This window comes from Hymenobacter roseosalivarius DSM 11622, assembly GCF_900176135.1.
Taxonomy (GTDB): domain Bacteria; phylum Bacteroidota; class Bacteroidia; order Cytophagales; family Hymenobacteraceae; genus Hymenobacter; species Hymenobacter roseosalivarius.
Genome location: NZ_FWWW01000098.1, coordinates 1 through 23978, shown reverse-complemented (window position 1 = coordinate 23978; position 23978 = coordinate 1). Strand labels below are relative to the sequence as shown.

Annotated in this window: 24 protein-coding genes; 2 read left to right on the top strand and 22 right to left on the bottom strand. The window is 56.5% G+C overall.

Annotated features, from left to right (window positions below; all coding sequences use genetic code 11):
• Nucleotides 1-237: 237 nt before the first annotated feature.
• Nucleotides 238-819: a C40 family peptidase gene (locus B9A24_RS18700; RefSeq protein ID WP_084447541.1), complete on the bottom strand. Its 582-nt coding sequence runs from the start codon at nucleotides 817-819 to the stop codon at nucleotides 238-240.
• 203 nt (nucleotides 820-1022) lie between these two features.
• Here B9A24_RS18700 and B9A24_RS18695 point away from each other — a divergent pair, with 203 nt between their 5' ends.
• Nucleotides 1023-2831 carry a M61 family metallopeptidase gene (locus tag B9A24_RS18695; RefSeq protein WP_234997523.1) on the top strand — a complete coding sequence of 603 codons (1809 nt, stop codon included), beginning with the start codon at nucleotides 1023-1025 and terminating at the stop codon, nucleotides 2829-2831.
• Nucleotides 2832-2913: 82 nt separating this feature from the next.
• Here B9A24_RS18695 and B9A24_RS18690 read toward each other — a convergent pair whose 3' ends face one another.
• The 12 genes from B9A24_RS18690 to B9A24_RS18640 form a co-directional block, all read right to left on the bottom strand.
• A complete protein-coding gene (locus B9A24_RS18690; RefSeq protein ID WP_084447540.1) occupies nucleotides 2914-4854 on the bottom strand; it encodes a KUP/HAK/KT family potassium transporter in 1941 nt (646 codons plus the stop codon).
• 60 nt (nucleotides 4855-4914) lie between these two features.
• Nucleotides 4915-5427 carry a hypothetical protein gene (locus B9A24_RS18685; protein ID WP_084447539.1) on the bottom strand — a complete coding sequence of 171 codons (513 nt, stop codon included), beginning with the start codon at nucleotides 5425-5427 and terminating at the stop codon, nucleotides 4915-4917.
• A gap of 240 nt (nucleotides 5428-5667) precedes the next feature.
• Nucleotides 5668-6321, bottom strand: a complete 654-nt coding sequence (locus B9A24_RS18680; protein ID WP_084447538.1) for a BamJ family beta-barrel-assembly machinery protein — start codon at nucleotides 6319-6321, stop codon at nucleotides 5668-5670.
• Between the two features lie 280 nt (nucleotides 6322-6601).
• Nucleotides 6602-6739, bottom strand: a complete 138-nt coding sequence (locus B9A24_RS22145) for a hypothetical protein (protein ID WP_159452106.1) — start codon at nucleotides 6737-6739, stop codon at nucleotides 6602-6604.
• A 142-nt stretch (nucleotides 6740-6881) separates the two neighbouring features.
• On the bottom strand, nucleotides 6882-7664 hold the full coding sequence (locus tag B9A24_RS18675) for a polysaccharide deacetylase family protein (protein WP_084447537.1): 783 nt from the start codon (nucleotides 7662-7664) through the stop codon (nucleotides 6882-6884).
• A 153-nt stretch (nucleotides 7665-7817) separates the two neighbouring features.
• Nucleotides 7818-8855: an OmpA family protein gene (locus B9A24_RS18670; protein WP_159452105.1), complete on the bottom strand. Its 1038-nt coding sequence runs from the start codon at nucleotides 8853-8855 to the stop codon at nucleotides 7818-7820.
• A 364-nt stretch (nucleotides 8856-9219) separates the two neighbouring features.
• Nucleotides 9220-10257 (bottom strand): methyltransferase domain-containing protein, encoded by a 1038-nt coding sequence (locus B9A24_RS18665; protein ID WP_084447535.1) that lies wholly within the window; start codon nucleotides 10255-10257, stop codon nucleotides 9220-9222.
• A 112-nt stretch (nucleotides 10258-10369) separates the two neighbouring features.
• The gene (locus tag B9A24_RS18660; protein WP_084447534.1) at nucleotides 10370-11653 is read right to left on the bottom strand and encodes a M20/M25/M40 family metallo-hydrolase; all 1284 of its coding nucleotides are present in this window, start codon (nucleotides 11651-11653) and stop codon (nucleotides 10370-10372) included.
• A gap of 74 nt (nucleotides 11654-11727) precedes the next feature.
• Nucleotides 11728-12132, bottom strand: coding sequence for a hypothetical protein (locus B9A24_RS18655; protein WP_084447533.1), 405 nt, complete (start codon nucleotides 12130-12132; stop codon nucleotides 11728-11730).
• Nucleotides 12133-12283: 151 nt separating this feature from the next.
• Nucleotides 12284-14110, bottom strand: coding sequence for a peptidoglycan D,D-transpeptidase FtsI family protein (locus B9A24_RS18650; RefSeq protein WP_084447532.1), 1827 nt, complete (start codon nucleotides 14108-14110; stop codon nucleotides 12284-12286).
• A 169-nt stretch (nucleotides 14111-14279) separates the two neighbouring features.
• The gene (locus B9A24_RS18645) at nucleotides 14280-15458 is read right to left on the bottom strand and encodes an MFS transporter (protein ID WP_084447531.1); all 1179 of its coding nucleotides are present in this window, start codon (nucleotides 15456-15458) and stop codon (nucleotides 14280-14282) included.
• Between the two features lie 30 nt (nucleotides 15459-15488).
• Complete coding sequence (locus tag B9A24_RS18640) at nucleotides 15489-16037, bottom strand: REP-associated tyrosine transposase (protein WP_084447530.1); 549 nt, start codon at nucleotides 16035-16037, stop codon at nucleotides 15489-15491.
• A gap of 373 nt (nucleotides 16038-16410) precedes the next feature.
• On the opposite strand from B9A24_RS18640, the gene B9A24_RS18635 reads away from it, so the two are divergent.
• Nucleotides 16411-16713 (top strand): nucleotidyltransferase family protein, encoded by a 303-nt coding sequence (locus B9A24_RS18635; protein WP_084447529.1) that lies wholly within the window; start codon nucleotides 16411-16413, stop codon nucleotides 16711-16713.
• Nucleotides 16714-16784: 71 nt separating this feature from the next.
• Here the strand turns inward: B9A24_RS18635 and B9A24_RS22845 are convergent, their stop codons facing one another.
• The 9 genes from B9A24_RS22845 to B9A24_RS18595 form a co-directional block, all read right to left on the bottom strand.
• Complete coding sequence (locus B9A24_RS22845; protein ID WP_234997521.1) at nucleotides 16785-16952, bottom strand: hypothetical protein; 168 nt, start codon at nucleotides 16950-16952, stop codon at nucleotides 16785-16787.
• Nucleotides 16953-16967: 15 nt separating this feature from the next.
• A complete protein-coding gene (locus tag B9A24_RS18630) occupies nucleotides 16968-17270 on the bottom strand; it encodes a helix-turn-helix domain-containing protein (RefSeq protein ID WP_084447528.1) in 303 nt (100 codons plus the stop codon).
• A complete protein-coding gene (locus B9A24_RS18625) occupies nucleotides 17239-17595 on the bottom strand; it encodes a type II toxin-antitoxin system RelE/ParE family toxin (RefSeq protein WP_084447527.1) in 357 nt (118 codons plus the stop codon). Before B9A24_RS18625 ends, B9A24_RS18630 begins: the two co-directional genes overlap by 32 nt.
• 188 nt (nucleotides 17596-17783) lie before the next feature.
• Nucleotides 17784-18152: a hypothetical protein gene (locus B9A24_RS18620; protein WP_084447526.1), complete on the bottom strand. Its 369-nt coding sequence runs from the start codon at nucleotides 18150-18152 to the stop codon at nucleotides 17784-17786.
• 62 nt (nucleotides 18153-18214) lie between these two features.
• Complete coding sequence (locus B9A24_RS18615; protein WP_143435053.1) at nucleotides 18215-18676, bottom strand: hypothetical protein; 462 nt, start codon at nucleotides 18674-18676, stop codon at nucleotides 18215-18217.
• A 208-nt stretch (nucleotides 18677-18884) separates the two neighbouring features.
• Complete coding sequence (locus tag B9A24_RS18610) at nucleotides 18885-22382, bottom strand: methylmalonyl-CoA mutase family protein (RefSeq protein WP_084447524.1); 3498 nt, start codon at nucleotides 22380-22382, stop codon at nucleotides 18885-18887.
• Between the two features lie 99 nt (nucleotides 22383-22481).
• Nucleotides 22482-22745 (bottom strand): hypothetical protein, encoded by a 264-nt coding sequence (locus B9A24_RS18605; RefSeq protein WP_084447523.1) that lies wholly within the window; start codon nucleotides 22743-22745, stop codon nucleotides 22482-22484.
• Between the two features lie 18 nt (nucleotides 22746-22763).
• A complete protein-coding gene (locus tag B9A24_RS18600; protein WP_200813972.1) occupies nucleotides 22764-23366 on the bottom strand; it encodes a Uma2 family endonuclease in 603 nt (200 codons plus the stop codon).
• A 42-nt stretch (nucleotides 23367-23408) separates the two neighbouring features.
• The gene (locus B9A24_RS18595) at nucleotides 23409-23762 is read right to left on the bottom strand and encodes a hypothetical protein (protein WP_084447522.1); all 354 of its coding nucleotides are present in this window, start codon (nucleotides 23760-23762) and stop codon (nucleotides 23409-23411) included.
• Between the last annotated feature and the right edge of the window lie 216 nt (nucleotides 23763-23978).

Sequence of the window (23978 nt, the reverse complement as noted above, 5' to 3'; positions counted from 1 at the left end):
TCTTACACAGAGGATGACGGGGCTGAACCCCAGACTCGTCGCTTGGTAAGATTTGAAGGATTAGATGCCCGGTTCGCCCAGCAGCCTTTTAGTAGGTTCTGCACAGGCGACCGGGCATCGTTTTTTAGTACGATTTGGCACTTTCCTTTGCATTGCGTCGATGACTACCTTTTACAAAAAAGCTCCCCAGAAACATTTCTGGGGGGCTTTTTTGCTTTGGGTTAAATAGAAAACAGTTTATTCAGCATCCAGCACGCGGCGCACCCCCATGAAGCGGCGCGCGTAGCCGGTTTCTTCCACGGCGCTTATTTTTACCCCCGACTCCCGGCGGGCCGAGGAGGAGTGAATGAAGCGGATGGGCTCGCCGGGCTTGGAGATGATAATGCCGGCGTGGCCAGGCTCGGTAGATGTCTCCGCGGTGCCCGTAAATATGACCAGGTCGCCGGGGCGGGCCTGACTGCGCGCAATGGGGCGGCCGGAATTGATAAGCATGGCCGTGGAATGCGGCACCTCAATGCCAAAGCGGCCATAGACGTACATCACAAAGCCCGAGCAGTCGAAGCCGCCGGTGGGCGTGGCACCTGCATAAACATAGGGAGTGCCCAGCTGCTCCATGGCGAAGCGCACCACGCTATCGGCGCGCGGCACAGGCTTATTGCTAACCCACACGGCGGCGCGGGCCCGAGTTTGGGTGACCGGCGTAGCGGTGGGGACGGCCGAAGCTGCCTCAACAGGAGCTTTAGAAGGCTGGCGCTGCCAAACCAACAAGCTGAGCATCAGCGCAGCTAAGCCGATAAAGGTGATCCAGACGTAGCGCATAATAAAGTAAGGCAAGCCGTGGGGTGAACAGCCTGCCTGTGCGCCTTAACGGCGCAAGTTGGGTGTGGGTTCCGGGGAGCCGGGCAGCGCAGCGCGCAAAAGGGTAAGCTGGGGGCAAATTTCGGCGTTACTTTGCAACCTTGGAGGCTTTCCCGAGTCTAGCCATCCAGGTACTGCTTCGTTCACTCACACCCCCTTACTTCATGCCTCATTTTCGCTTTCGTTTGGTGCTGGTCGCGGCACTGCTGCTGTTTTTTTGTCAATTCAGTTCGGTTTTGGCGGCGCCCACCCTGCGCTATACCCTGGCCATGCCGGCCCCGCAAACCCATTTTTACGAAGTTGAAATGGTGCTGGGCGGCTTCGGTAAGCAGTATACCGATGTTAAAATGCCCGTGTGGGCGCCCGGCTCTTACTTGGTGCGCGAGTTTGCCAAGCACGTAGAGGGCTTCGAGGCCATGGCCGGCGCAAGCAAGCTGCGCGCCGAGAAAATCGATAAAAACACCTGGCGCGTATATCATCCGCGCAGTAAGGACTTCACCGTTCGCTACCGCGTGTATGCCTACGAGCTGAGCGTGCGCACCAGCTTTCTGAATGCCGCCCACGGCTACCTCAATGGCACCAGCGTGTTCATGTATCCGGCCGAAGGCAAGGGCCTGGCCAGCACCATCACCGTGCAGCCCGCCGCTGGCTGGAACCAGGTGACGACCAGCCTGAAGCCCGTGGCTGGCGGCACGCCGTTCACCTTCCGCTCCAGCAACTACGACGAGCTGGCCGACTCGCCCATCGAGATAGGCACCCATAAGGTACTGTCGTTTGAAGCCAGCGGCACGCCCCACACGGTGGCCATGTTTGGCAATGCCCAGTACGACGAAGCCAAACTGCTCGCCGATATGAAGCGTGTGTGCGAGGAAGCGCAGCGGGTGGTAGGGCAGAACCCGCTGGACCGCTACGTGTTCATTATTCACAACATTGAGCGCGGAACCGGCGGCCTGGAGCACCTGTTCTCGACCACCTTATCCGTGTCGCGCAATGCGTACAGCACCGAGGCCGGCTACAAGGGCTTTCTGGGGCTGGTAGCGCATGAGTACTTCCACCTGTGGAATGTGAAGCGTATCCGGCCCGTGGCGCTGGGGCCGTTCGACTACGACCACGAAAACTACACGCGTATGCTCTGGTTGAGCGAAGGCGGCACCAGCTACTTCGGCGACATCATTGTGCAGCGGGCCGGCTTCGTGACGCCCAACGAGTATCTGGCGAGCCTGAGCAATAGCATTACCCGCGTAGAGAACCAGCCGGGCACTAAGCTGCAATCGGCCAGCGAATCGAGCTTCGATGCCTGGATTAAAGGCTATCGGCCCAACGAGAATTCAGCCAACTCCACCATCAGCTACTACGACAAAGGCGAGCTGATCTGCACCGTGCTGGACCTGATGATCATCAACGAAACCAAGGGCAAGAAAAGCCTCGACGACGTCATGCGCTTCCTCTACCAGCGCTACTATGAGCAGCAGAAGCGCGGCTTCACCGATGAGGAGTTTCAGGATGCCGTGGAGAAAGTAGCGGGTCGCCGCTACGATGAGTTTTTCCGCACCCGCGTGTACGATACCCAAACCCTCGACTACGCCACCGCTCTCGGCTATGCCGGCCTGACGCTGGCCACCGAGCCCGCCGCAACCACGGGCGCGCTGGGAGCCAATGTGAGCACTGCGGGGGGCAAATTAACGGTTGCCAGCGTGCTGCGCGATGGCAGCGCCTGGCAAGGGGGCCTGAACGTGAATGACGAAATCCTGGCCCTCGACGGCAACCGCCTTGCCGACGACCCCAACAAAGCTCTGATGGGTCGCGCTGCCGGCACCGAAGTAAAGCTGCTGGTAGCCCGCGACGGCCAAATGAAGGAGCTTACTTTTCCGCTTCTGGCCTCAACCGGACGCCGCTACCGCGTAGAGAAGCTGCCAACGCCGAGCGCGGAGCAGCAGACGGTGCTGGCTAAGTGGCTGCGCGCGGCCCAGTAGGTGTTTAGCAGTTTATTAGTAATAAAAAAGCCCCCCAACTACAGTTGGGGGGCTTTTTTAATGAAGAATCCGACAGTTGTCCTTAACGGATGCGCTCTAGTTCTACCTTGCGAACGGGCGCAATAACCAGCGGTACTTTCTCTACTTTAATGGAACTGGTTTCCAAACCGAAATACTTTTCTTCGGACGCAATGAACTGCTTGATATAGAAATAGGTCTGCATCACCAGCCTTTCCACTAGCGGGAAATCATTCTCGACTGATAAATACTTTTCCAGCACGATAAAGCGGAAGTCGCCGGTCACGTTTTGCTTGCTCAACGACTCGTAGCGAGACGTAATATCCACTTCTTTATTGCGTACCAAATCTTCTATCACTTGGCGGAAGTAAAGGTTGATCCGTTGCTCAACCCGGAACCCTAAGCGGAACGTGATGCGAAAGGCGTCATCGGGCGCCAACTCTACCACTTTGTATTGCATCGTGTACGGCTCGTCGGTGGTATCTACGTGCACAAACCAGTAGATGTCAGCTCGTTTGGGACGCTTCTGAAAGATGGAGTAAATGATTTTGGACTCGATTTCGGTCGTGCGTTCCGCCGAAGTCATAAACACTAAGTGAGTAGAGTATTTGGGAATGGACTCGTCGTCGCTGAGGTCTTTCAGCCCCTGCATATATGGCTCTATCTTCACAAACTCGGTGAGGCGGCGCTTGATATAAAACGCTTTCAGCCACACGTACATCACCCCGATCAGCGCCAGCCCGATAGCCAGCGACACCCAGCCGCCATGCGGAAACTTGATGAGGTTAGCAACCAGAAAGGCTCCCTCAATAATTCCGTACACCAGCGCAAACAGCACCACGATAGGCATAGCCACCCGGCGCGAGCGGAGCCATACCACCAGCAGCGTGGTGGTCATAAGCATAGTGAGCGTGATGGCCAGTCCGTAGGCGGCTTCCATATTTTCGGAACGCCGGAAGTACAGCACCACGCCAATACAGCCCAGCAGCAGCAGCCGGTTCATACTGGGCACGTACAGTTGGCCCTTCATATCGGTGGGATAGTTGAGGCGCACCTTGGGCCACATATTAAGGCGAATAGCCTCGGCCACCAGCGTAAATGAGCCCGTGATAAGAGCCTGCGACGCAATAATAGCTGCCAGCGTAGCAATACCAACACCAATCAGCAAAAACCACTCGGGCATCAGCTCATAAAACGGGTTGCGGCCCTCAAGCAGTTGGCCTTGGTGCTCGAGAAGCCAGGCGCCTTGCCCAAAATAGTTGAGTAGAAGGCAGGACTTGACAAAAATCCAGCTGATGCGAATGTTGCCCTTGCCGCAGTGTCCCAGGTCGGAGTACAGGGCCTCGGCCCCCGTAGTACACAGAAAAACGGCCCCCAGCAGCCAGAAACCGCCCGGAAAGCGCACCAGCAAATCGTAGGCGTAGGCCGGGTTAACGGCGCGCAGAATACCAGGATGTTGGGTAATCCAGAGGATGCCCAGCACGGCCAGCATACTGAACCACACGAACATAATTGGCCCAAAGGCCCTGCCTACAATCTGGGTACCAAAGCTTTGCATCAAAAACAACGCCGCCAGAATCGCGATGACGATGGGCACTGTCGGGATGCCCGGATACACCGCTTCCAGCCCTTCGATGGCCGACGAGACGGAAATAGGCGGCGTTATAATACCATCGGCGAGCAGGGCCGCGCCGCCGATGATGGCCGGCACCGTAAGCCAGGCCGCGCGTCGCCGCACCAGGGCGAAGAGCGAAAAAATGCCCCCCTCGCCGTTATTATCCGCGTTGAGAGTCAGCAACACGTACTTGATGGAGGTTTGGAGGGTGAGGGTCCAGAAGACGCAGGAGATGCCGCCGTACACGAGGCGCGGGTCGATATTGCCCGGCACGATGGCCTTCATTACATAAAGCGGCGAGGTGCCAATGTCGCCATAAATGATACCGAGCGCGATGAGCAAGCCACCGGTAGAAATGGCGGTGTGCGAGTACGAGTTTTTGGCGTCCATGAAAGTGAGGGGAAAAGGAACAGCTAATGCCAGGCAAAAAACGCCCAAATGTAAGGCAAATCAACTCGTAAGCTCTGTCGTATCGGGCGGGGCAGCAGGCGGCCCCGACCAAGAGTTCGTGTCGGTTTCTGTGGGGGGCAAATCAAGGGCCCAGGCAGCCACGGCAGCAGCGGCCGCTTCTTCGTGGCGCCGCCGGATGCGGCGGTTAGTCTCGGCCGCCAGCTTCTGCCAGGGCAGTGGGTCGCCGGCCAAAGCAAAGTGCAGCGCCTCCCGGCCGGCCCTATACAAGCGCAGCCGATTGGTTCCCCGGCTGCCGTAAGCCAGCAGCAACGCCCCCGCCGTCAGGCCCAAGGCCGCTGGCACGGTGCGCAGCCAGTTTTGTAAGAAAGCTAAGGCAAAGCCAGCCAGAATAATGCCCCCCAGCAGATACCACAGCAGCCACCGAATCGGCTGGAGCTCCACAGCGTCCAGCTCCAGCAGGGCAAAGCGCTGCCCGTCTACTTCCAGCGCGTCGGCCGTCAGAACCAGGCGGCCGTTGGGGCCGCGCAGCGTGGGTTCGTCAGAAGGGAGCATGGGGTTTAATGAAATCGATTTGAAAAGTAAGCTCTGAGCTATCAGAACCATGTAGCGACCCGTATTCGCGTCGCGTCGTTGAACGACTTGCACTGCACCGCTCACCTAAACAACATCAGCAACGATTAGACGCGAATACGCGTCTCTACCCAGTTCTGATGCTTCGTAAGAATAGGTACAAAATTGCCCCCCAGCAGCCTTAACAAGCAAGTTGGGGGGCAATTTCAAGTGGGGCTACACTTATTTATTCACCTTCAGCAGCTCCACATCGAAAATCAGCGCTGAGTCGGGGCCGATGTCGCGGCCGGCACCACGCTTACCGTAGGCTAAGTCCGATGGGATGTAGAGACGCCACTTCGAGCCTTCGGGCATAAGCTGAAGAGCCTCTGTCCAGCCCGCAATTACACCGTTTACGGGGAAGGAGGCGGGCTGGCTGCGCTGGTAGCTGCTGTCGAATACGGTGCCGTTGGTGAGCGTGCCGTGGTAGTGCGTGGTGACGTTGCTGGTCAGCGAGGGCTTGGGGCCCGAGCCTTCCGTCAGCACTTCGTACTGTAGGCCGCTGGGTAGGGTGGTTACGCCGGGCTTATTCTTGTTTTCGGCGAGGAAATCTTCGCCGGCTTGTTTGTTGTTCATGGCAGTAGGGTCGTTTACGGTGCCGTTGCCGTCACCTTCTTGGTCATCTTGATCGTCCTGGTCTTGCATTTGGTGCTGCAGCTGCTCCATAGCAGTGCGCATCTGGTCCTGAGTCAGGCGGCTGGGCTCACCGCTCAGGCCTTCCTTGAGGCTGCCCGCCAGTACATCGATATCCAGGTCAAGACCTTGCTGGGCGAAGTTGCGAGCCAAATCGCGCCCGATGATGTAGCTGATTTGCTCTTTGAGACTCTCTAAATTCATAAATCGCGGATTTTGCTGATTGAGCAGATTTCACGGATTTCAACGTGAAATGAAATGCCAACGCAGCGGTGGAGGGGAAACGAACGACCCGGCGGCGGCCGTTGCTACAGTGAAGTACCGAAAACCTGCTCGAATGGATGTGGTTTTTTTATTCTTCACTACTAACTCCCTGATTTTGACAGGCGCTTTCTGAACAAGATCAAACAAAACGGGTCCCGCAGCATAGCGGGACCCGTTTCAATTAATAAAAAAACGTCGCCGTAATACGCGGCTCGGAAGCTTAGCAGTAATAGCACTCTTCTTCGTCCCGCAGGTCGAAAAACAGGTTGAACTCCCATACCTGCGCGGCCAGATAGCTTAGTGAACCCAGGCCCCCCAGCAGTAAAAGCGACGAAACGGTGGCAGTGCTCTTTTTCATGTCAATGTGTGTATGTGGTACTCTATCAGTTTGTTGGCTACAAAGGTAATACGTAAAGGTTATAAAAATGTTATGCAAGCATAACTAATTTGTTGCCATCATAAACCCAAACTCATCTGTAGCTTAAGTCATTTGCATCTCTTCATCCGCGCGGCTTCTTAGCTGCTTCGCCCTGCTGGCTGGCTTTAATCTTCTCCGCTACCTCCACCATTGGGGCCACCCAAATATCCTTTTCGTTGGCCTTCAGATAGCGTAGTAGCTGACGGTGCGCTTTCAGATCCACGTTCAGGCTGTGACCGCCGCCCACACCATGAAATAGAATCACCAGCACCGTCCGCGACTGCTGCGCTTTCTTAACCAGGTCAATAAGGTACTCGCCCGATTGGCCATTAATCATGTAGCTGTCAATGTTGGTCAAATCTACCTGCGCGGCCGTTTGCAGGATACTCGTAACGCCGCGCGCGGCCACGAAATCGTTTTTTAGCTGGTCATAGAATTTTACGCCGCCGATTTGCAGGTCGCCGCAGGGATAGGCAAAGGTGCGGGCGGTTTTGCCATCGATGGCCGTTAGCAAGGTGTTCATCGTCAGCACTTCACTTACCGCCCGACTGAGGGTGTACTTGCTTAGGTCGTTATCGGGTGTCACGAAGCCGCGGTCGGGCAGGCTGCCGTCGCAGGGATGCATCAGGGCATGGTTACCCAGTTCGTGCCCGCGCCTGGCCGCTTGCCGCCACTCGGGGAGGCGCCGACCCACTACCGGCGAGGAGCCAATCAGGTAAAATGTTCCCCGCAGCTTCAAGGAATCGAGGGCTGGTATGGCGTTGTCCAGGTCCACGTCGATGGCATCGTCATACGTCAGCACTACGGCGCATTGCTTGTTATTCCAGGTGCTGGTAGATTGGGTTATCGCCGCCGACTGGCTCACAAGCGATAAGCGGTGGTTAGCGCAAACAGTTTAAGCAGGCTCATATTTAGGGCAATTGAATTTGCAGTGCCAGCCGTTGCTTGGGGCACCAGGGCATAGCTTTGGCACATTCAGACCCAGGAACACTGAATACCTATGTGTTTCTAAGCTCTATTATTTGACTTCTTCCACTTCCACACGCCGGTTGCGAGCGTCGGGCGACGGATAGATCGGGCGGGAATCGCCGTAGCCGGCCGTGCTGATGCGCGCTGCCGCGATACCGGCTTTTACCAGATACGCCTTCACCGCTTCGGCTCGCTGCACCGACAATACTTGATTTTTCTGGGGCTCCCCAATCTTGTCGGTGTGGCCGGACACGCGCAGCTTCAGCACAGGGCGCGCTTTTAGCTCAGCGGCCAGTTGGTCGAGGGCCGGAATGGCTATCGGTAGTAGCTCGGGCGTACCGAGCTTAAATAGCACGGTCGGCAACACGACCGGCGTGGGAGCCAGAATGGGTGCCGGACGCGCCGTGGCAACCGGTGCGGGCGCTGTTGGCTTTGATGCCTCCGCACCCTCAATGTTGATGGTGATAGGCACCACCGGGCTTTGGCTGGTGGCAAAATAGCCCTGCGTGAGGTAGAAAGTCGTGGCTTTGGTGAGCTTGGTGCGGTAGGTGTTGCCGGTCGCTACGCGCTGCTTCAAGTCAGCGTCGGCGTACCAGCGCACATCCTGCCCGGATACGCGCAGGGTGCTTTCCGTGTTGGCCGGCACCGTGGAGGGCGATTTTAGCTTGATTCGGTAAAATATAAACGTACCCACGTCGCAGTCGCCGATGGGGCGGTAGGTAGCGTTGCCGGTTAGCTTTTCCTGGCTCGGGTCATAGGTAAACGTGATGGAGCCGTCGCACCAATAGAAAAAAGGCGTCTTGCCCGTTTCGCTTAGCTTCCGCGCATGATCGAGGCTTAGCCCGCTTTCCGTGCGTGCGCCCTGCATTTCGAACGTAACCGTCATGGCCGGCTCATTACCTACTTCCTGGTAAAGCACGCCGAATATCTTGGCGTCCTTGTTCTGCTGCAAGCGGAGCACGGCCGGCCAGTTGCCTTCCTCGTAGGGGTCGGTTTCTACGCCCTGCCACTCGCCCGCCAGAGATTGGGCCTGCCCGGACCCAGCCAGGAAAAAGGCTAAAAGGCTACACCAAAAGCGGATTTTCATATTGGTATACATGCCTGGATTTAACACATTGTCTATGCACTGATACGAGGCTGCTATAAGAAGGTGAGGGACGTTAGCTGGTTGCTTCTAACGTCCACCTACCCCATCTTTCGTATACTGGCTCAAAGCCACCAATTGCAAACGCAGGCCGCGCGCACTATCGTCTGGGGGGCTTTTTACGAGCGTACACTTGCTATGCTGCTTATAGGCAGCTACCTAGCCGTGTAGCTTGGCCAGCTACCCCAGATACGCCATGTCCTCCGCGCTTAGGGCAATAGCTGTCGCGGCAAGGTCAGCCATGGGGGGCAAATGCAACAGACGTTAATTGAATTGGAGATGCAAACCGGAGGCTTCTTCTGCTACCTCAGCAGCAGCTGGTGGCCGCGCCGCTTACGGATGCCGCCGAGGCTGGCCCGCACGGAAACAAGCCGAAGTGCTGGTCCTTACCGCCATCCACGCGGAAGTAGCTGCCGTAGCGGGTGCGGCTGAGCATGTCGGCCGTGTTGCCGCACACCAGCTGGGGGCGGCCGGCTTCGAATACGTGGTGGTCGTCGAGCACGAAGCGGTGCGGGTTATCGGCCGTGCCGAGGTAAGTAGCCACTTGGCCGTAGTCCTCGCACTGGTCTTCCAGGTCGAGCTTGAAGGCCCGCACGGTAAGCGAGTAGAAGACGATATTGCCCGTTCTCTGCTGAATTTCTTCGTTGTCAATGGTCAAGACGCGCTTAGCTGTGAGGCGGTAGTCGCGGATACCGAGCTGCATGAGCAGGCGGCGGAAGTCTTCGATGTATAGTGCCCCGCTCAGGCATTCGCCGTACAGCACCGGGTCGTGGCGCAAAGCTTCCGGCATGCGGCGGTCGGCAAACACATCGGCGATGTACAGCTCCCCGCCTGGCTTCAGCACCCGGAATATCTCCCGGTAAGTGGCTGCTTTGTCGGTACTCAGGTTCAGCACGCAGTTGGAGACCACTAAATCAATGCTGTTGTCGGCGAGGCCGGCGGTGCTCAAATCCTCGATATAGCCGTGGCGAAACTCCACGTTGGGTTGGGCGTAGCCGAAGCGCGCGGTGTGGGTAGCCACGTGCCGCCGGGCCACCGCCAGCTGCTCCTCCGTCATATCTACCCCGATAACGCGGCCCTGCTCGCCCACCAGGTGGGAAAGTAAAAAAGCGTCGCGGCCGCTGCCCGCGCCCAGGTCGAGCACAGTGCAGCCCTGCACGGCCTCGGGCACGCACACGCCGCAGCCGTAGTATTTCTCCAGCACCTCCGGCTCCAGCGTCGCCAGAATCTTTTTGTGGGCCGCCGGCACGTCGTCGGTGCAGCAGGCATTGGTTTTTAAGTCCTGGTTGGTGCGCAGCTGAGCGCCGTAGTAGTTCTGGACCTGCTGCTGAATTTGTTGCTCCATGAGTAGAATGGATAAGTGATTTCGCTGGTGCCGTGGGAGATAAATTTCAACCGCAAACTTTGCACGAGCTGCCAGCCTGTGTAGGTCTGGGGGGCAAATTTATACTGTTCCGCTACCGTGTAAGCCGGTAAATCATCAGGGCGGCGCGCTCCACCAACAGCGGAAACTCCTGTAAGTTGATGGTTTCGCCGGCTGCGTGCGCGCCCTTGCCCGACACGCCCAAGCCATCCAGGCAATCCACGTACTGCGCCACGTAGGATATATCGCCGCCCCCGCGCGAGCCAGGGTCGCCGGCAGCTACCGCCCCGAGGCCTAAGTCGCGGCTCACCTGATCGGCGAGGGCCGCCAGCTTCTGGTTGCCGGGGGTGGGGGCCATACCGGGTAGGCCGTCGGAGAAGGTTATTTCGGCGCGGGTCTGGGGTAGGTTCTCAGCCACGATGGCGCGCATCTTCGTGCGGGCGGCTTCTTTCTGGTCCTCGGTCAGAAAGCGTAAATCGCCGGCTACAGACGCGGTAGGGGCTATGATGTTGGTCTTGCCTACCACTTCCCCGCGAGCTTTGGCTTCGTCGTAGTTCACTTCCGAGCCGCCAACCATCAGGCCGGGGTTAAAGGTGAGGTATTGCTCCTTGCTGAGCGTTTCCCGAAACGAATTCAAAATGCGGACCGCTTCATAGATAGCGCCATAGCCCACATTGGGTTTGAAAATGCCCGAGGAGTGGGCCGCCGTGCCGAAGGTTTTGAGCTGCCAGGTGCTGCTGCCGCGGCGAGCCGTAGCTACGGTATGGAGATTAGTGGCGGTTTCGAACGCCAGCGCTATATCGGCCTCTTTGGCCTTGGCAATAAAGTCGGCGCGGCTTTCGGGGCCCTTGCCGCCCCGCTCTTCGTCACCAGTAAAATAGGCCGTGATGGTGGCGTTCTTCAGCAAACCGTTGGTGTGCAACGCCTGCAGCGCCGCCAGAATGACCACGTCGCCGCCCTTCATGTCATTTACGCCCTGCCCGGTGGCGGTAGAGTCGTTCAAGCGGGTGTACTTCGTAAAGGGCATATCCAGCTCAAACACCGTGTCGAGGTGCCCGATGAGAAACAGCTTCTCGCCCTTCTTGCCCTTGCGTTGGGCCACTAGATGACCTGCGCGGTTCATAGCTTCAGGCATGGCTACCCACTCGGTTTTGAAGCCCAGGGCGTCAAATTCCTTCTGAAATACTGTGCCCACTTCCCGCACGCCTTTCAGATTGAGCGTGCCGCTGTTGATGTTTACTACCCGCTCCAGCAGCTTCTCGCTTTGCGGCATATTCTGCTGCACCGACGCGACAATCTTACGTTCGGTGGCCGTCAGCTTTTGCGCTTGCGCAGCGTAGCAGCAGAGGAGGGCGGCGGCTAGTAGAAGTTTTTTCATGGTGTATGGTAGGAAAAGTGTAGGACAAAAACGAAAGGTAAAATGACACCGCCAAGCAATTCTGGGGGGCAATCTTACTGCGTCCGCAGCCAGTTCTGGGCCGATTCCAGATCGTCGAACAGGTAAAGGTCGAGCTGGTCGCTGATGCGGTGCTGAAGGTCTTCGATGGATAATTGACCAAATATGTCCGGCGACACGACTTGCGCGAAGGAACGCAGCCCAGCAGCAATGATAAGTGGCGTCCAGACCTGCTGAATCCAGTCGTTGGCCTCCGTAAAAGTGCCCACCAGGTGGCGGTGGTCGTTGAGCAGCTTGGAGCAGGGAGCACGGCGGAGCATTTCCAAGTAAGTCAGACCGCCGTCCATTACGCTGCCCAAGGTCTGGCGGCCAAACCACTGGGCATAAATCCACTGGTCAGTTTGGTCATACCCAAAGGTGAGATAAATGCTGCCGTCGCCCCAGCGCATGGTAGTAGTCATATTTACAGCTAGGGTAGGAGCGGGCCTTCCAACTTTCGGGGAGGCGTAGGCTGCAAATAACGGAGGAATCGTAGAAGAGTACTAGTGTCCTGCTTTGGAATGCGTAGCCAAACCTACCTGCTGGTACGACTCCACCCGCTCAGCGGGCAGTTTAATACCCGTTTCGGGCCCGGCGCTGTATGCGTGCTTCCCACCGTTTGCGGCGGGGGGCAATATTGCCGCGCAGATACTTCTCCATCACGAGCGCGGCGCACGGCGCGGCGGCCGTGGCCCCAAAGCCCGCATTTTCGAGGTAAACAGCCACGGCTATCTTGGGATTCTGGGCCGGGGCAAAGCCCACGAACGCGGCGTGGTCGTCGCCTTCATCGTTTTCCACGGTGCCGGTTTTGCCGGCTACCGTGATGCCCACATCGGCGAGGCTGGAGGTTTCGGCGGTGCCACCGCGCTGCATGACGGCTACCATGCCAGGCACAAGGGCGGCGAAGTGCACGCTATCAATAAGAGTGTGGTGCTTTTCGGTGAAGCGCGGCAGCGGCCCTCCCTCCCCGATGCAGCGCACCAGGTGGGGGGTGTAGTACCAGCCGCGGTTGGCAATGATAGCCGCCATATTGGCCATTTGCAGGCCCGTAAGGTTGATTTCGCCCTGCCCGATGCTGAGCGAGTAAATAGAGCGGTAGGTCCAGCGGGAGGTGCGGCGTGCCTTATCATAGTAAGCCGGCGTGGGTAGAAAGCCGGGAGATTCGCGCGACACGTCCACGCCCAGCACCGAATCCAGCCCAAACGACCGGGCGTAGCGACGCCAGAGCGCCAGGTTGAGGTGGCGGGCGGCCGTAGAATCTTGGGCCAGGCTGTCGGGCACGCGGCTGATAAGGTTCCGCATCACCTGGTAGAAATAAGGGTTGCAGCTATACTTCAGGCCCGCGGTCAGGCTGTTGGCCTGCGGGTGTTGGTGCACACAGCTGAGGAGCGACTGGTCGCAGCCGAACGACGTAGTGGAGCTGATGGCGCCCAGCTGCAAGGCCACGGCGGCATTTACCAGCTTAAATACCGAGCCGGGCGGGTTGGCTAGCATGGCCGGGCGGTTCAGCAGCGGCATGTTTTCGTGTTCCAGCAGCTTGGCGCGCACACCGGCCTGGTCGGGGGCGGTGATGGTAGCCGGCTTATACACGGGAGCCGACACGTAGCATAGGATTTCCCCGGTGCGTGGGTCCAGGGCTACCAGGTAGCCCTTACGGTTGCCCATTAGTTTTTCGGCGTAGGCCTGTAGCTTCCCGTCAATGGACAGGTGCAGGTCCTGACCTTGCTGAAAGGCCGTATCGGTGGCCCAACTCCCGCGCGTCTGGCCCTGCTTATTCACCAAGGGGTGCAGGTAGCCTCGGTGTCCGTGGAGCAAGCCGTTGTAATAGCTTTCGACCCCACCGCTACGTAGCCTATAGAAGCGGCCGCGATGGTAGCTTTTGGCCTGGCGGAAGAAGGCCTGCGCCTCAGCGCTCATATATCCCAGCACAGGGGCGCCCGCATTGGCGGTATAGGCACGCTGGCGCCCCTCAGTTAGGGTCAGTTTGGGCCAGTCGCTGCTATCCCGGCGCACCCGTTTGGCTTCGGCTGCGGTGAGACTGAGCTGAACTGGGTAGCCGGCCGGCGCTTCTTCGTAGGGCAGGGCGTCGGCAATGCGCCGATGGATGGTCACTGAGTCCCAGCCCAGCAGCTGGCCCAGCGCCAGCGTATCGAGCGGGGGGCGGCGTGGCAGCTTCAGCCGGTATTGGGGGCGGGTGTCCACCAGCACTGTGCCGTTCCGGTCGAGCACGCGGCCCCGTATGAGGGAGTCGGCCACTATTACGCGGCGCTGAGTGTACACTTCGCTGGTTTCTGGGTCCTTAGTCGGTGCTTCGCTCTGTTTTTCAGGTGATGAGCAGGCGGCCAGCAGCAGTAGCGTTGCTAGTAGACTCGTTTTCCAAATCGTAAAAGCAGTGCGCATGCGGGTAAGATAGGAATCTTCCTATAACCGTCATCATTTAACGGCGAGCATCTGTCATAGATACGGGCCAACTTGAGTCGTGGATCTCGCCTTCTGAAAGTAAACTGGCCTTCTTCTGCTTCACAATGCGGACTACCTTGTAGCCATTCGCAAACTGCCTTATCGATGGCTATGCTCCCGTAGCTACTTCCCGCCTGCTGCCTAGCTGGGCCAGCAAACCCAGCGCCGGCCCCACTGCCAGAAGTAAATAGAGGTCCTGCGCCTGCACATAGTCACTAAGCCAGCTCGTGACCTGTATGCTGACCACGGTGAGAGCGAATCCTATACAATTCACGATAGTCAGGGCGGTGCCGCGAGAAGCATCCGGCGCGCTTTGCGCCACCAGGCTGGAGAACATGGGCGAATCAGCGACGACTACCAGTCCCCAACAGAATAAAAAGCTCAGGAAAAAGCCCCCCGAATGGCTGCGCAGCACCAAAGGTGAAACCAGACAGCACAGCCCCGACAAAGCCAGCGCCGTGGTGGCCACCGTGCGGGGGGCAATTATCAGCGAGAGCAGTCCGCTGCCCATGCAAGCCAGGCCGCCCGCCCCAATCAGCAGAAACGATAACAACGACACCGGCAGATTGGCGCCGGGGTGCGCGCTGTTGTAGGTTGTCAGCATCAGCGGTAGAAAGGCCCAGAAAGTATACAGCTCCCACATGTGGCCGAAATACCCGAAGGCCGCGGCACGGAAGCGCGGCAACCGGAAGCCACTCAAAAAAGCCGTGACTTGCAGACGTTGCCTTGTTCTTCGGTACGGGCCGTCGGGTACCAGCAGGAGCATGGCCAGGCCGCCCAGCACCGCCAGGCCCGAGGTAGCCAGCGTCACGTACTGCCACGGCAGCTGCGACGTAACGCTCTTGAGCAGATGTGGGAAAGCCGTGCCCAGCACCAGCGCCCCCACGAGAAACCCCAGCCATTTACTCAAGCTCGCCTGCACGTAGTCCGCCGCTATTTTCATCCCCACCGGGTAGATGCCCGCCAGGAAAAATCCGGTCAGAAACCGGAAGGTGAGCAAGCTGCCCGCTTCCAACTCGGCCAGATTAATGCCCAGGTTGCACAGCGCGGCTGCTAAGGCGCTGAAACAAAACACCCGCGATGGAGAAAAGCGGTCGGCAATGGCGAGCAAGGCAAATACCAGTGTGCCGGAAATAAACCCGAGCTGGACCGCGCTGGTCAGATCGGCCACAAAGGTGGGTGGCTGCTGCAACATGGCCGCTAAATCCGCCGCGATGGCATTGCCCGCAAACCAGAGTGAAGTGCAAAAGAACTGGGCCAGCACAATGACTGGTAAGATTCGGGGCATATTGGGGGAGGAGTAACTTGGGGGGCTTTTTCAACCAATCAATAGTACATCCAACAGGCCGGGCCGATCGGCGTAGTTGCGCGCGCTGCTGTAGAGGAAATCCTCTGGCACGTCCACAAAACCAGCTACCACTGGGTTGCGGTGCAAGTAACCCAGACGTTGCAGTTGCAGTTGATTGGAGTACAGCTCAATGGGATGGTTGTCTTGCTGCCAGAACTGATATTGCTCGTTGTGCGCGTTGCGTTGCCCAGCCCGCCCAAACATCCATAGCATCCACTCGCGGCGACTTTCCTGTTCGTTTTCCTGAATGGCTTTCAGGATGGTCCTGGAAGTATGACGCTTCAAATCACGAAGAATAGACGACAAATTATCGGCGGCGCTGCTGATGATCAGATGAGCTTGGTTGGTCATCAGGCACCAAGCGTAGAGTTCCAGCCCTTTGTGCTGCTGGCAATAACGCAGACTGTCCACAAAGATGTCGTTGTAAAGCCGCCGCGTGAACACGTCAATCCAGTTGACGGTAGCAAAGGAGACAAAGTAGAGCTTCTGCAAATCCTGAATCTTGTATTTCTCACTCATACCAGCAAGATGCAGGATTATCCAAACTACGCATAGTACTTGCTCTTCACTGGCGCGAGTTTAGCGCAGCGTAACTCGTGACCAGCCATGCCGGGAGGCTGTGCCTCCCCCATCAGAACGAAAACGCCACCCGGATTTCCCAAGCGGCGCGGTCACATCTTGCCGCTGCTGCGGCAGTGGAGGTACAACCTCCACCTCAAAGCTAGTCACGAGCTGCAAGCTCGCGCCAGTTGGGCAGGAACGCCTGCATAGTTCTGGGGGGCTTTTTCACCGCTAAGCAGACGCGCGTAGCGACTAAAATACAGACGAGTAGCTGGGGGTGATAAACCAATGAACGCATCAAGTTATTTTAAGGCTCGTATCTTCGATCAGCATGACACAATTTGCCCCCCACATAGCTGCCATCAACGCTTTGTGCCGTCAGCACCAGGTGCGACGGCTGTTCGTGTTCGGCTCCGTGCTGACGTCGGCATTTGGTCCTGATAGTGATATAGATTTGCTGGCTGAGTTCGAGCCCATGCCAGTAGAAGAATACGCGGATAATTACTTCAGCCTCAAGTTTGCACTGGAAGAGCTACTAAAGCGCCCGGTAGACTTGCTGGAGGCGCAAGCCGTGCGAAATCCTTATTTCCGGCAGCAACTGGAAGCTACCCAGCAGCTAGTGTATGCAGCCTGAGATTCGCGCTTACCTGTACGACGTTTTACAGGCCATGTACGAGCTATAAGCTCGCGCAAGTTGGGGGGAATTTATCGTGGAAGAGCGTTAGACCTTACATCAGCTGATTCAAAGCGTTGCTTAATATACTGCTGCAACTCCTGAAAGCTCATGTTCTGAGTTTCCTCAGTGATTTTGCTGCGGATGGCACGCATCATTTCCACAGCGTCGAAGGATTTGGTGGATTTATTCGCTTTCATGGGCTAATTATGAACCTAGAATTTGATCGACAGCTCCAAGTGCCCACCGAGGCCTTCCGAAATGATGCGTTGAAGCGTAGAAAGCCGCACGTCTTTCAAGTCTTTTTCCAACTTAGAAATGTAAGACTTGTCGGTGCCGGCCAGGTCGGCTAGCTGCTGCTGGGTGAGGCCTTTGGCGCGACGGGCCTGTTGCAGCAAAGCGCCCAGCTTAAACACCTCATAGCCGGCCTCAAACTCCTCCCGACTTTTGCTGCCGGCGGGTCCGTGTTCCTGCTCAATAAACTGGCTAAGACTGGTCAGCTTTTCGTTGGCTTGCATAGTATTCAGCTTTAATGGCGGCCGCACGGGTCAGTTCGCTTTTGGGTGTTTTGGGTGTCTTCTTCGTGAATCCGTGACCGATGACAATCAGGTTGCCTTTATCAAAAAAGCAGAAGATGCGGAAGATATCATTGCCGACCTGCACCCGAATTTCATACAGGCCATCGGTGCCGGTGAGGTGCTTGAAGTAGGTCTCCGGTATCTGGTCCAATTCTTCGATGACTTTAAGCGTCCACAGAATCTTTTGCTTCACTTTAGGCGTCTGTGCATCATAAAATTCCCGGAAGTAGCTTTTAAAGAAAAACAGTTCGCGCTTTTTGTTCACGTTGGGAAGCTACGAAAAGTAGTCCGATCAGACAACTTTTGGTAAGTGGATTAGGTTCCGATGAAAGCAACAGCGCCGCCCGGATTTCCCAAGCGGCGCGGTCGCAGTTTGCCGCTGCTGCGGCAGTGGAGGTACAACCTCCACCTCAAGGCTAGTCACGAGCTACAAGCTCGCGCCAGTTGGGGGCACTAATGGGTAGCTTTATATTTTACCCAATATCCAGCCAGATACCTTATCGCATTCTCACGAGGGGTTTGAGCAAAAATTGGGAACAGTTCAAAAACTGCATCCACCATTTTCTCAAAATAACCGTTAGGTAAACCAGCAATAGCTACGCCTGGACTAATGCCTGAACTAGTGATATAATTATCTAAAAACCTTTCAATTTCTGTATCAAAGCCAACACTAAAATTCTTTCTTTTTATGGCTTGATTTAACTGCTCATTAGATAAAATAACATTCTCTTTTGAGCCTGTCCTCAGTTCAGTCAGTAATCTGCTTTCCATTGTGGCTAGATATTCTTTCAGGCCAACTTGGGTATTAGAAACTGTACTCAACTCTAAATTTGTAATTGAAAAATGGTCTAAAAAAGATTTATAGTCTTCACGCTTTTGAGCAGCTACTGCATTGATGATTGCTGTAGAAGTTTCTCTTTAAAGTTGTTTACTCCATAGTAGTCTAAGTTAGCAGGGTAAGGAACGTATTCTATAGGAGACGCATCGAACGAATATTTGGTGATGTTATCTTTAATTACCACGATTGGCTTTTTAGAAGCTAATCTAAGACCAAACTCCAACATGACATTGGAATTTAAGCTACTTACATCACACACTACAATATCATCCTGATATATATTAGTGATAATTCGAGCATGAATAATAGAAGAATTATTCCCGTCGCTCACTATTCTCGGCTCGTAATCAGCGTCTCTCACTGCCTCAGATATAATGCTACGCACTTGCCCCCAATGTCCTGATTCATAACCTTCTGAATCTGAGATGGGCATAATTATGCCACAAAAAGAATTTGAAATTACTGTAGGCGTATTAGTTGCCAATACTTCATTCTCCTTTTGTTCCATTTTGTTTATTGTAAGTTATAGCGGTTTCGCGAACAGTGTGCCCAGCTTATCTTATGGAGAGGTGACCCTTCACGTCTGCCGTTGAATGGAATCGATTGCTCAACGATACTAGCGACGAGCCGTAAAGTGGCATCTCTCTCTATAAAATGGGCATACTGTTCGCGAAACTGCTATAAGTGGTTAAGCAATGAATTTTATTCTGCGGTTTCTACATATTCCGCCGATATTGCCCCCCAACCTCAAAGAGCGCATTCGTAATCTGCCCGAGGGAGCAGAACTTCACTGTTTCCATTAGCTCCTCGAACAGGTTGCCGTTCTGCACGGCTACTTGTTGAAGCTGCTTCAGGCGCTGCTCCGTGGTGCTTTCGTTGCGGGCGTGGAGGTGGTTGAGCATCGTGATTTGGTACTGCTTTTCCTCTTCCGTGGCGCGAATTACCTCGGCGGGGAGTACCGTGGGCGAGCCTTTGGAGGAGAGGAAAGTGTTCACGCCGATGATGGGGTACTCGCCCGTGTGCTTGAGCATCTCGTAGTGCAGGCTTTCCTCCTGAATCTTGCCGCGCTGATACATAGTTTCCATGGCGCCCAGCACGCCGCCGCGCTCCGTGATGCGGTCAAACTCCAGCAGCACCGCTTCTTCCACTAGGTCGGTGAGCTCCTCGATGATGAAGGAGCCTTGGAGCGGGTTCTCGTTTTTGGCCAGGCCCAATTCGCGGTTGATAATGAGCTGAATAGCCATAGCCCGGCGCACCGATTCCTCGGTGGGCGTGGTGATGGCCTCATCGTAGGCGTTGGTGTGCAGGGAGTTGCAGTTGTCGTAGATGGCGTAAAGGGCCTGCAACGTGGTGCGGATATCGTTGAAGTCGATTTCCTGAGCGTGGAGGCTGCGGCCCGAGGTCTGGATGTGATACTTCAACATCTGGCTCCGGGCGTTGGCGTTGTACTTCAGCTTCATGGCCTTGGCCCAGATGCGGCGCGCCACCCGGCCAATCACCGCGTACTCAGGGTCGATGCCGTTGGAGAAGAAGAAGGAGAGGTTGGGCGCGAAGTCGTTCACGTCCATTCCCCGGCTCACGTAGTACTCCACGAAGGTGAAGCCGTTGCTGAGGGTAAGCGCCAGCTGCGTGATGGGATTGGCGCCGGCCTCGGCAATGTGGTAGCCTGAAATACTGACCGAGTAGAAATTCCGGACCTTCTCCTTAATAAAGTACTCCTGCACGTCGCCCATGAGGCGGAGGGCAAACTCGGTGCTGAAGATGCAGGTGTTCTGAGCCTGATCTTCCTTCAAAATATCGGCCTGCACGGTGCCGCGCACCTGGCTCAGGGTACGCGCCTTGATAGGCGAGTACACGTCGGGGGGCAAAACCTGGTCGCCGGTCACGCCGAGCAGCATCAGGCCGAGGCCGTCGTTGCCGGCGGGCAGCTCGCCCTGGTAGCTAGGCCGCACCACACCTTTGTCCTGATAAATCTGGTTGATCTTGTCCTCGACTTCCTGCTCCAGTCCGTGCTCCTTTATATAGAACTCGCACTGCTGGTCGATGGCGGCGTTCATGAAAAACGCGGCTAGGTGGGCGGCCGGACCATTGATGGTCATGGACACCGATGTGCTGGGGTTGGCCAGGTTGAAGCCAGAGTACAGCTTCTTGGCGTCGTCGAGGCAGCAGATGCTTACGCCGGCGTTACCGATTTTGCCGTAGATGTCGGGGCGGTGTTCGGGGTCTTCGCCGTAGAGCGTCACCGAGTCGAAGGCCGTGCTTAGGCGCTTGGCTGGTAGGCCCATGCTCACGTAGTGGAAGCGGCGGTTGGTGCGCTCGGGGCCTCCTTCGCCGGCAAACATGCGGGTGGGATCTTCGCCCTCGCGCTTGAACGGAAACACGCCGGCCGTGTAAGGGAACTCACCGGGCACGTTTTCCTGCAGCTGCCAGCGCAGCAAATCGCCCCAGGCCGTGAAGCGGGGCAGGCTTACTTTCGGAATCTGCTTACCCGACAAACTTTCGGTGTGGGTTTGAATGCGGATTTCCTTATCACGCACCTTAAAGACGAACTCGGGGGCTTTGTAGGCAGCTACTTTCTGCGGCCAGGTCTCCAGGAGTTTCCAGTTCTGACCATCGAGCCGGAGCTTGATTTCCTGGAATGTGCTCTCCAAACCGGCCACGAGTGATCCAGGGTCGGTTCCGTTGCTGCTGCTCCCGCTGCCTGCACCAGATCCGCCGGACTGGAGGCTTCTGACGGCGTGGAGGCTTTGGTCGAGGCCGTAAAGCTGCTGGGCCACTTCGGCTTGCTTCTGTACCCAAATATCATAGTTGCGGTTGGTTTCAGCGATTTCAGATAAGTAACGCGTGCGGTGGGGCGGAATGATGTAAATCTTCTCCGAATCCTCCGTGGTGGTTTCGAGCTGGGAGGCAAAAGTGGCCCCCGTTTTCTGCTCCAGCATGCTCAGCACGGCCCGGTACAGGCGATTCATGCCGGGGTCGTTGAACTGCGAGGCGATAGTGCCAAACACGGGCAGCGAATCCAGCTGGCGGTCCCAGAGGCCGTGGTTGCGCTGGTATTGCTTGCGTACGTCGCGCAGGGCATCGAGGGCACCGCGCTTGTCGAATTTGTTGAGGGCAATGACATCGGCGAAGTCCAGCATATCGATTTTCTCGAGCTGGGTGGCCGCGCCGTACTCCGGCGTCATTACATACAGGCTGGCGTCGGAGTGCTCGATGATTTCGGTGTCGGACTGGCCGATGCCGCTGGTTTCGAGGATGATGAGGTCGTAATTAGCGGCAACTACCACGTCCACGGCGTCCTGCACGTACTTGCTCAGGGCCAGGTTGCTTTGGCGCGTGGCCAGGCTGCGCATGTACACCCGTGGCGAGTTGATGGAGTTCATCCGAATCCGGTCGCCGAGCAGGGCCCCGCCGGTTTTGCGCTTGCTGGGGTCCACTGAAATGATGGCAATGGTCTTCTCGGGGAAGTCCATCAGAAAGCGCCGCACCAGCTCATCTACCAGGCTGGATTTGCCCGCGCCGCCCGTACCCGTAATGCCAAGAATAGGGGCATGTTTGGTGCTTGGTGCTTGGTGCTTGGTGCTTAGGTCGTTCTGACCGCTTTCTGACTTCTGGGGGGCTTTTTCCTGTTGCTGAAACTCCGCAACAAGCTGGCCCTTCACGCGCTCAAACTCCTCGGGGAAGTTTTCGGCGGCCGAAATCAGGCGACCGATGCTGCGGGCATCTTTCTCTTTTACATGGCTTACCTCGCCGTTCAGGTTCTGGCCCGTAGGGAAGTCGCAGCGCTGCAAGAGGTCATTGATCATGCCTTGCAGACCCATAGCGCGGCCGTCATCCGGCGAGTAGAGGCGCTCGATGCCGTAGGCTTGCAGCTCGGCAATCTCGCTGGGCAGAATCACGCCGCCACCGCCGCCGAAGATGCGCACATGGCCCGCGCCGCGCTCCGTCAGCAGGTCGTACATGTACTTGAAGTACTCATTGTGCCCGCCCTGATAGGAGGTAATGGCAATGGCCTGCGCATCTTCCTGAATGGCGCAGTCCACGATTTCCTGCACGGAGCGGTTGTGGCCCAGGTGAATAACTTCGGCGCCGCTGCTCTGGATGATGCGGCGCATCACGTTGATAGCCGCGTCGTGACCATCGAACAGGGCTGCCGCCGTCACGATGCGGATGTGATTCTGAGGTTTATAGGGAGCTACGGGAGCAACTTGCATAGCGGGTGGAATGGGGTGGGGTAAGAGGGGCTAAGGTACGAAAAAAGCCCCGACGCGGCAGCGGGGGGCTTTTTGTTGGGTTAATCTATATCTAACAAGTTAATAACTGAAGATAAGTTCATTTAAGAAAGAATACTCTTCTCTCGTCAAGTTCAAGCTAAGGGCTACTACTTCTACCTTCTTATAAAAGCTCTCCGTAATCTTGATACCTAACTCGTACAATTGCCCAACAATTATGTCAAAGCCGACTCCCCATTCGGCATGATTGAACATTTCTTTTGCATTTGTATAGTCCTGTAGAGGCAAACCCAGGGTCCTCGCTTCTTCTAACAGCAACCAACAGTTCGCTTGTTTCTGTGCCATAGATAGACTTATAATATATTACCGCAGCTCCGTCAGCCGCAGCCGAAACTCCGGTAGCACTGCTTCGCCGGACAGCTCGTTTTCGAATCCCTGCACCAATTCTGGTTCCGCCTGGCCGGGACGGTAGATATAGGCCGTTTCGGTTTCGGGGATGATGAGCCAGGCCAGCAACGCCCCATTGCGGAGCCAGTCCAGCATCTTGGCTTGCAGCGTTTTGGTAGAATCAGTAGCGGACTTCAGCTCGACTACAAACTCCGGGCATACGGGTGCAAACTTATCCTGCTGCTCCGTCGTCAGCGCGTTCCACTTAGCCGCCGAAACCCACGAAGCGTCCGGCGAGAGCACGGAGCCATCGGGCAGAGTGAAGCCGGTGTTAGAGTCGAAGGCTTCGCCGAGTGTCTGGTGCTGTTCCCACCATTTACCGAGTTGGAGGTTAAGGCGAAAGTTGCGTTTGCCGGAGCGGCTGCCGGTGGGCGACATAATCAGGATTTCGTGGTTAGCCGTGCGCTCAATGCGCAGCTTGGGGTGCTGCTGACAGAAATCGAAGAACTCATCGTCCGTCATGCGCTCCAGATAAGAGCCACCCAAGACAATACTGCCGGATTCAAATAAATTCTGCATAGTCTAAAAGTACGCAAAATATGCGCTGAAAAAGCCCCCCGCTTACTTGGCTGCCTTCGCTTCCAGGGTCTGCAACAGCTCATCGGCCGCCTGTTCAATATCAGTGTAGCCCTGCTGGGCGGCGCGCTCCTTGGCGGCTAGTAGGCCGTCGCGGTGCACGGTTTTGTAGTCGCCGCAGGGGAAGTGGTAGCGGCCTTTGGTGTCTTCGCCCTTGCTCATATCGAGGCCCAGGTGCCACTGCCCGTACTCCTCGATTTCGTGCTTGCTGAGGTACTTATTTTGCTCGTCGGTGCTGGGGTTGTGCTGGCTCCAATGGCCCTGGTCATTTTTGTATTTGCCTTCCTTAATGAGGCGCTTGGCAAAGGCAACAGCGGTGGGATTCAGGCTAAGGCTCATGCTACATGGTGGTTAGAGGGTACAGTCTGAGTACGTCGCCGCAAGTTTGGGGTTAAGTCGAGCTTGCTGTCCACCTCGTAAAGTCTGTCTTCTTTTCGCCAAGTAAAATAGCCCCCCCCGGCATACTCTTTTGCCTGGTTGGATAGCTATTGCTCAGTTCCGTAGCTCATGCAGCGCCAGCCGCAACCCTGGCAGTAACATATTGTTGCTGAATAG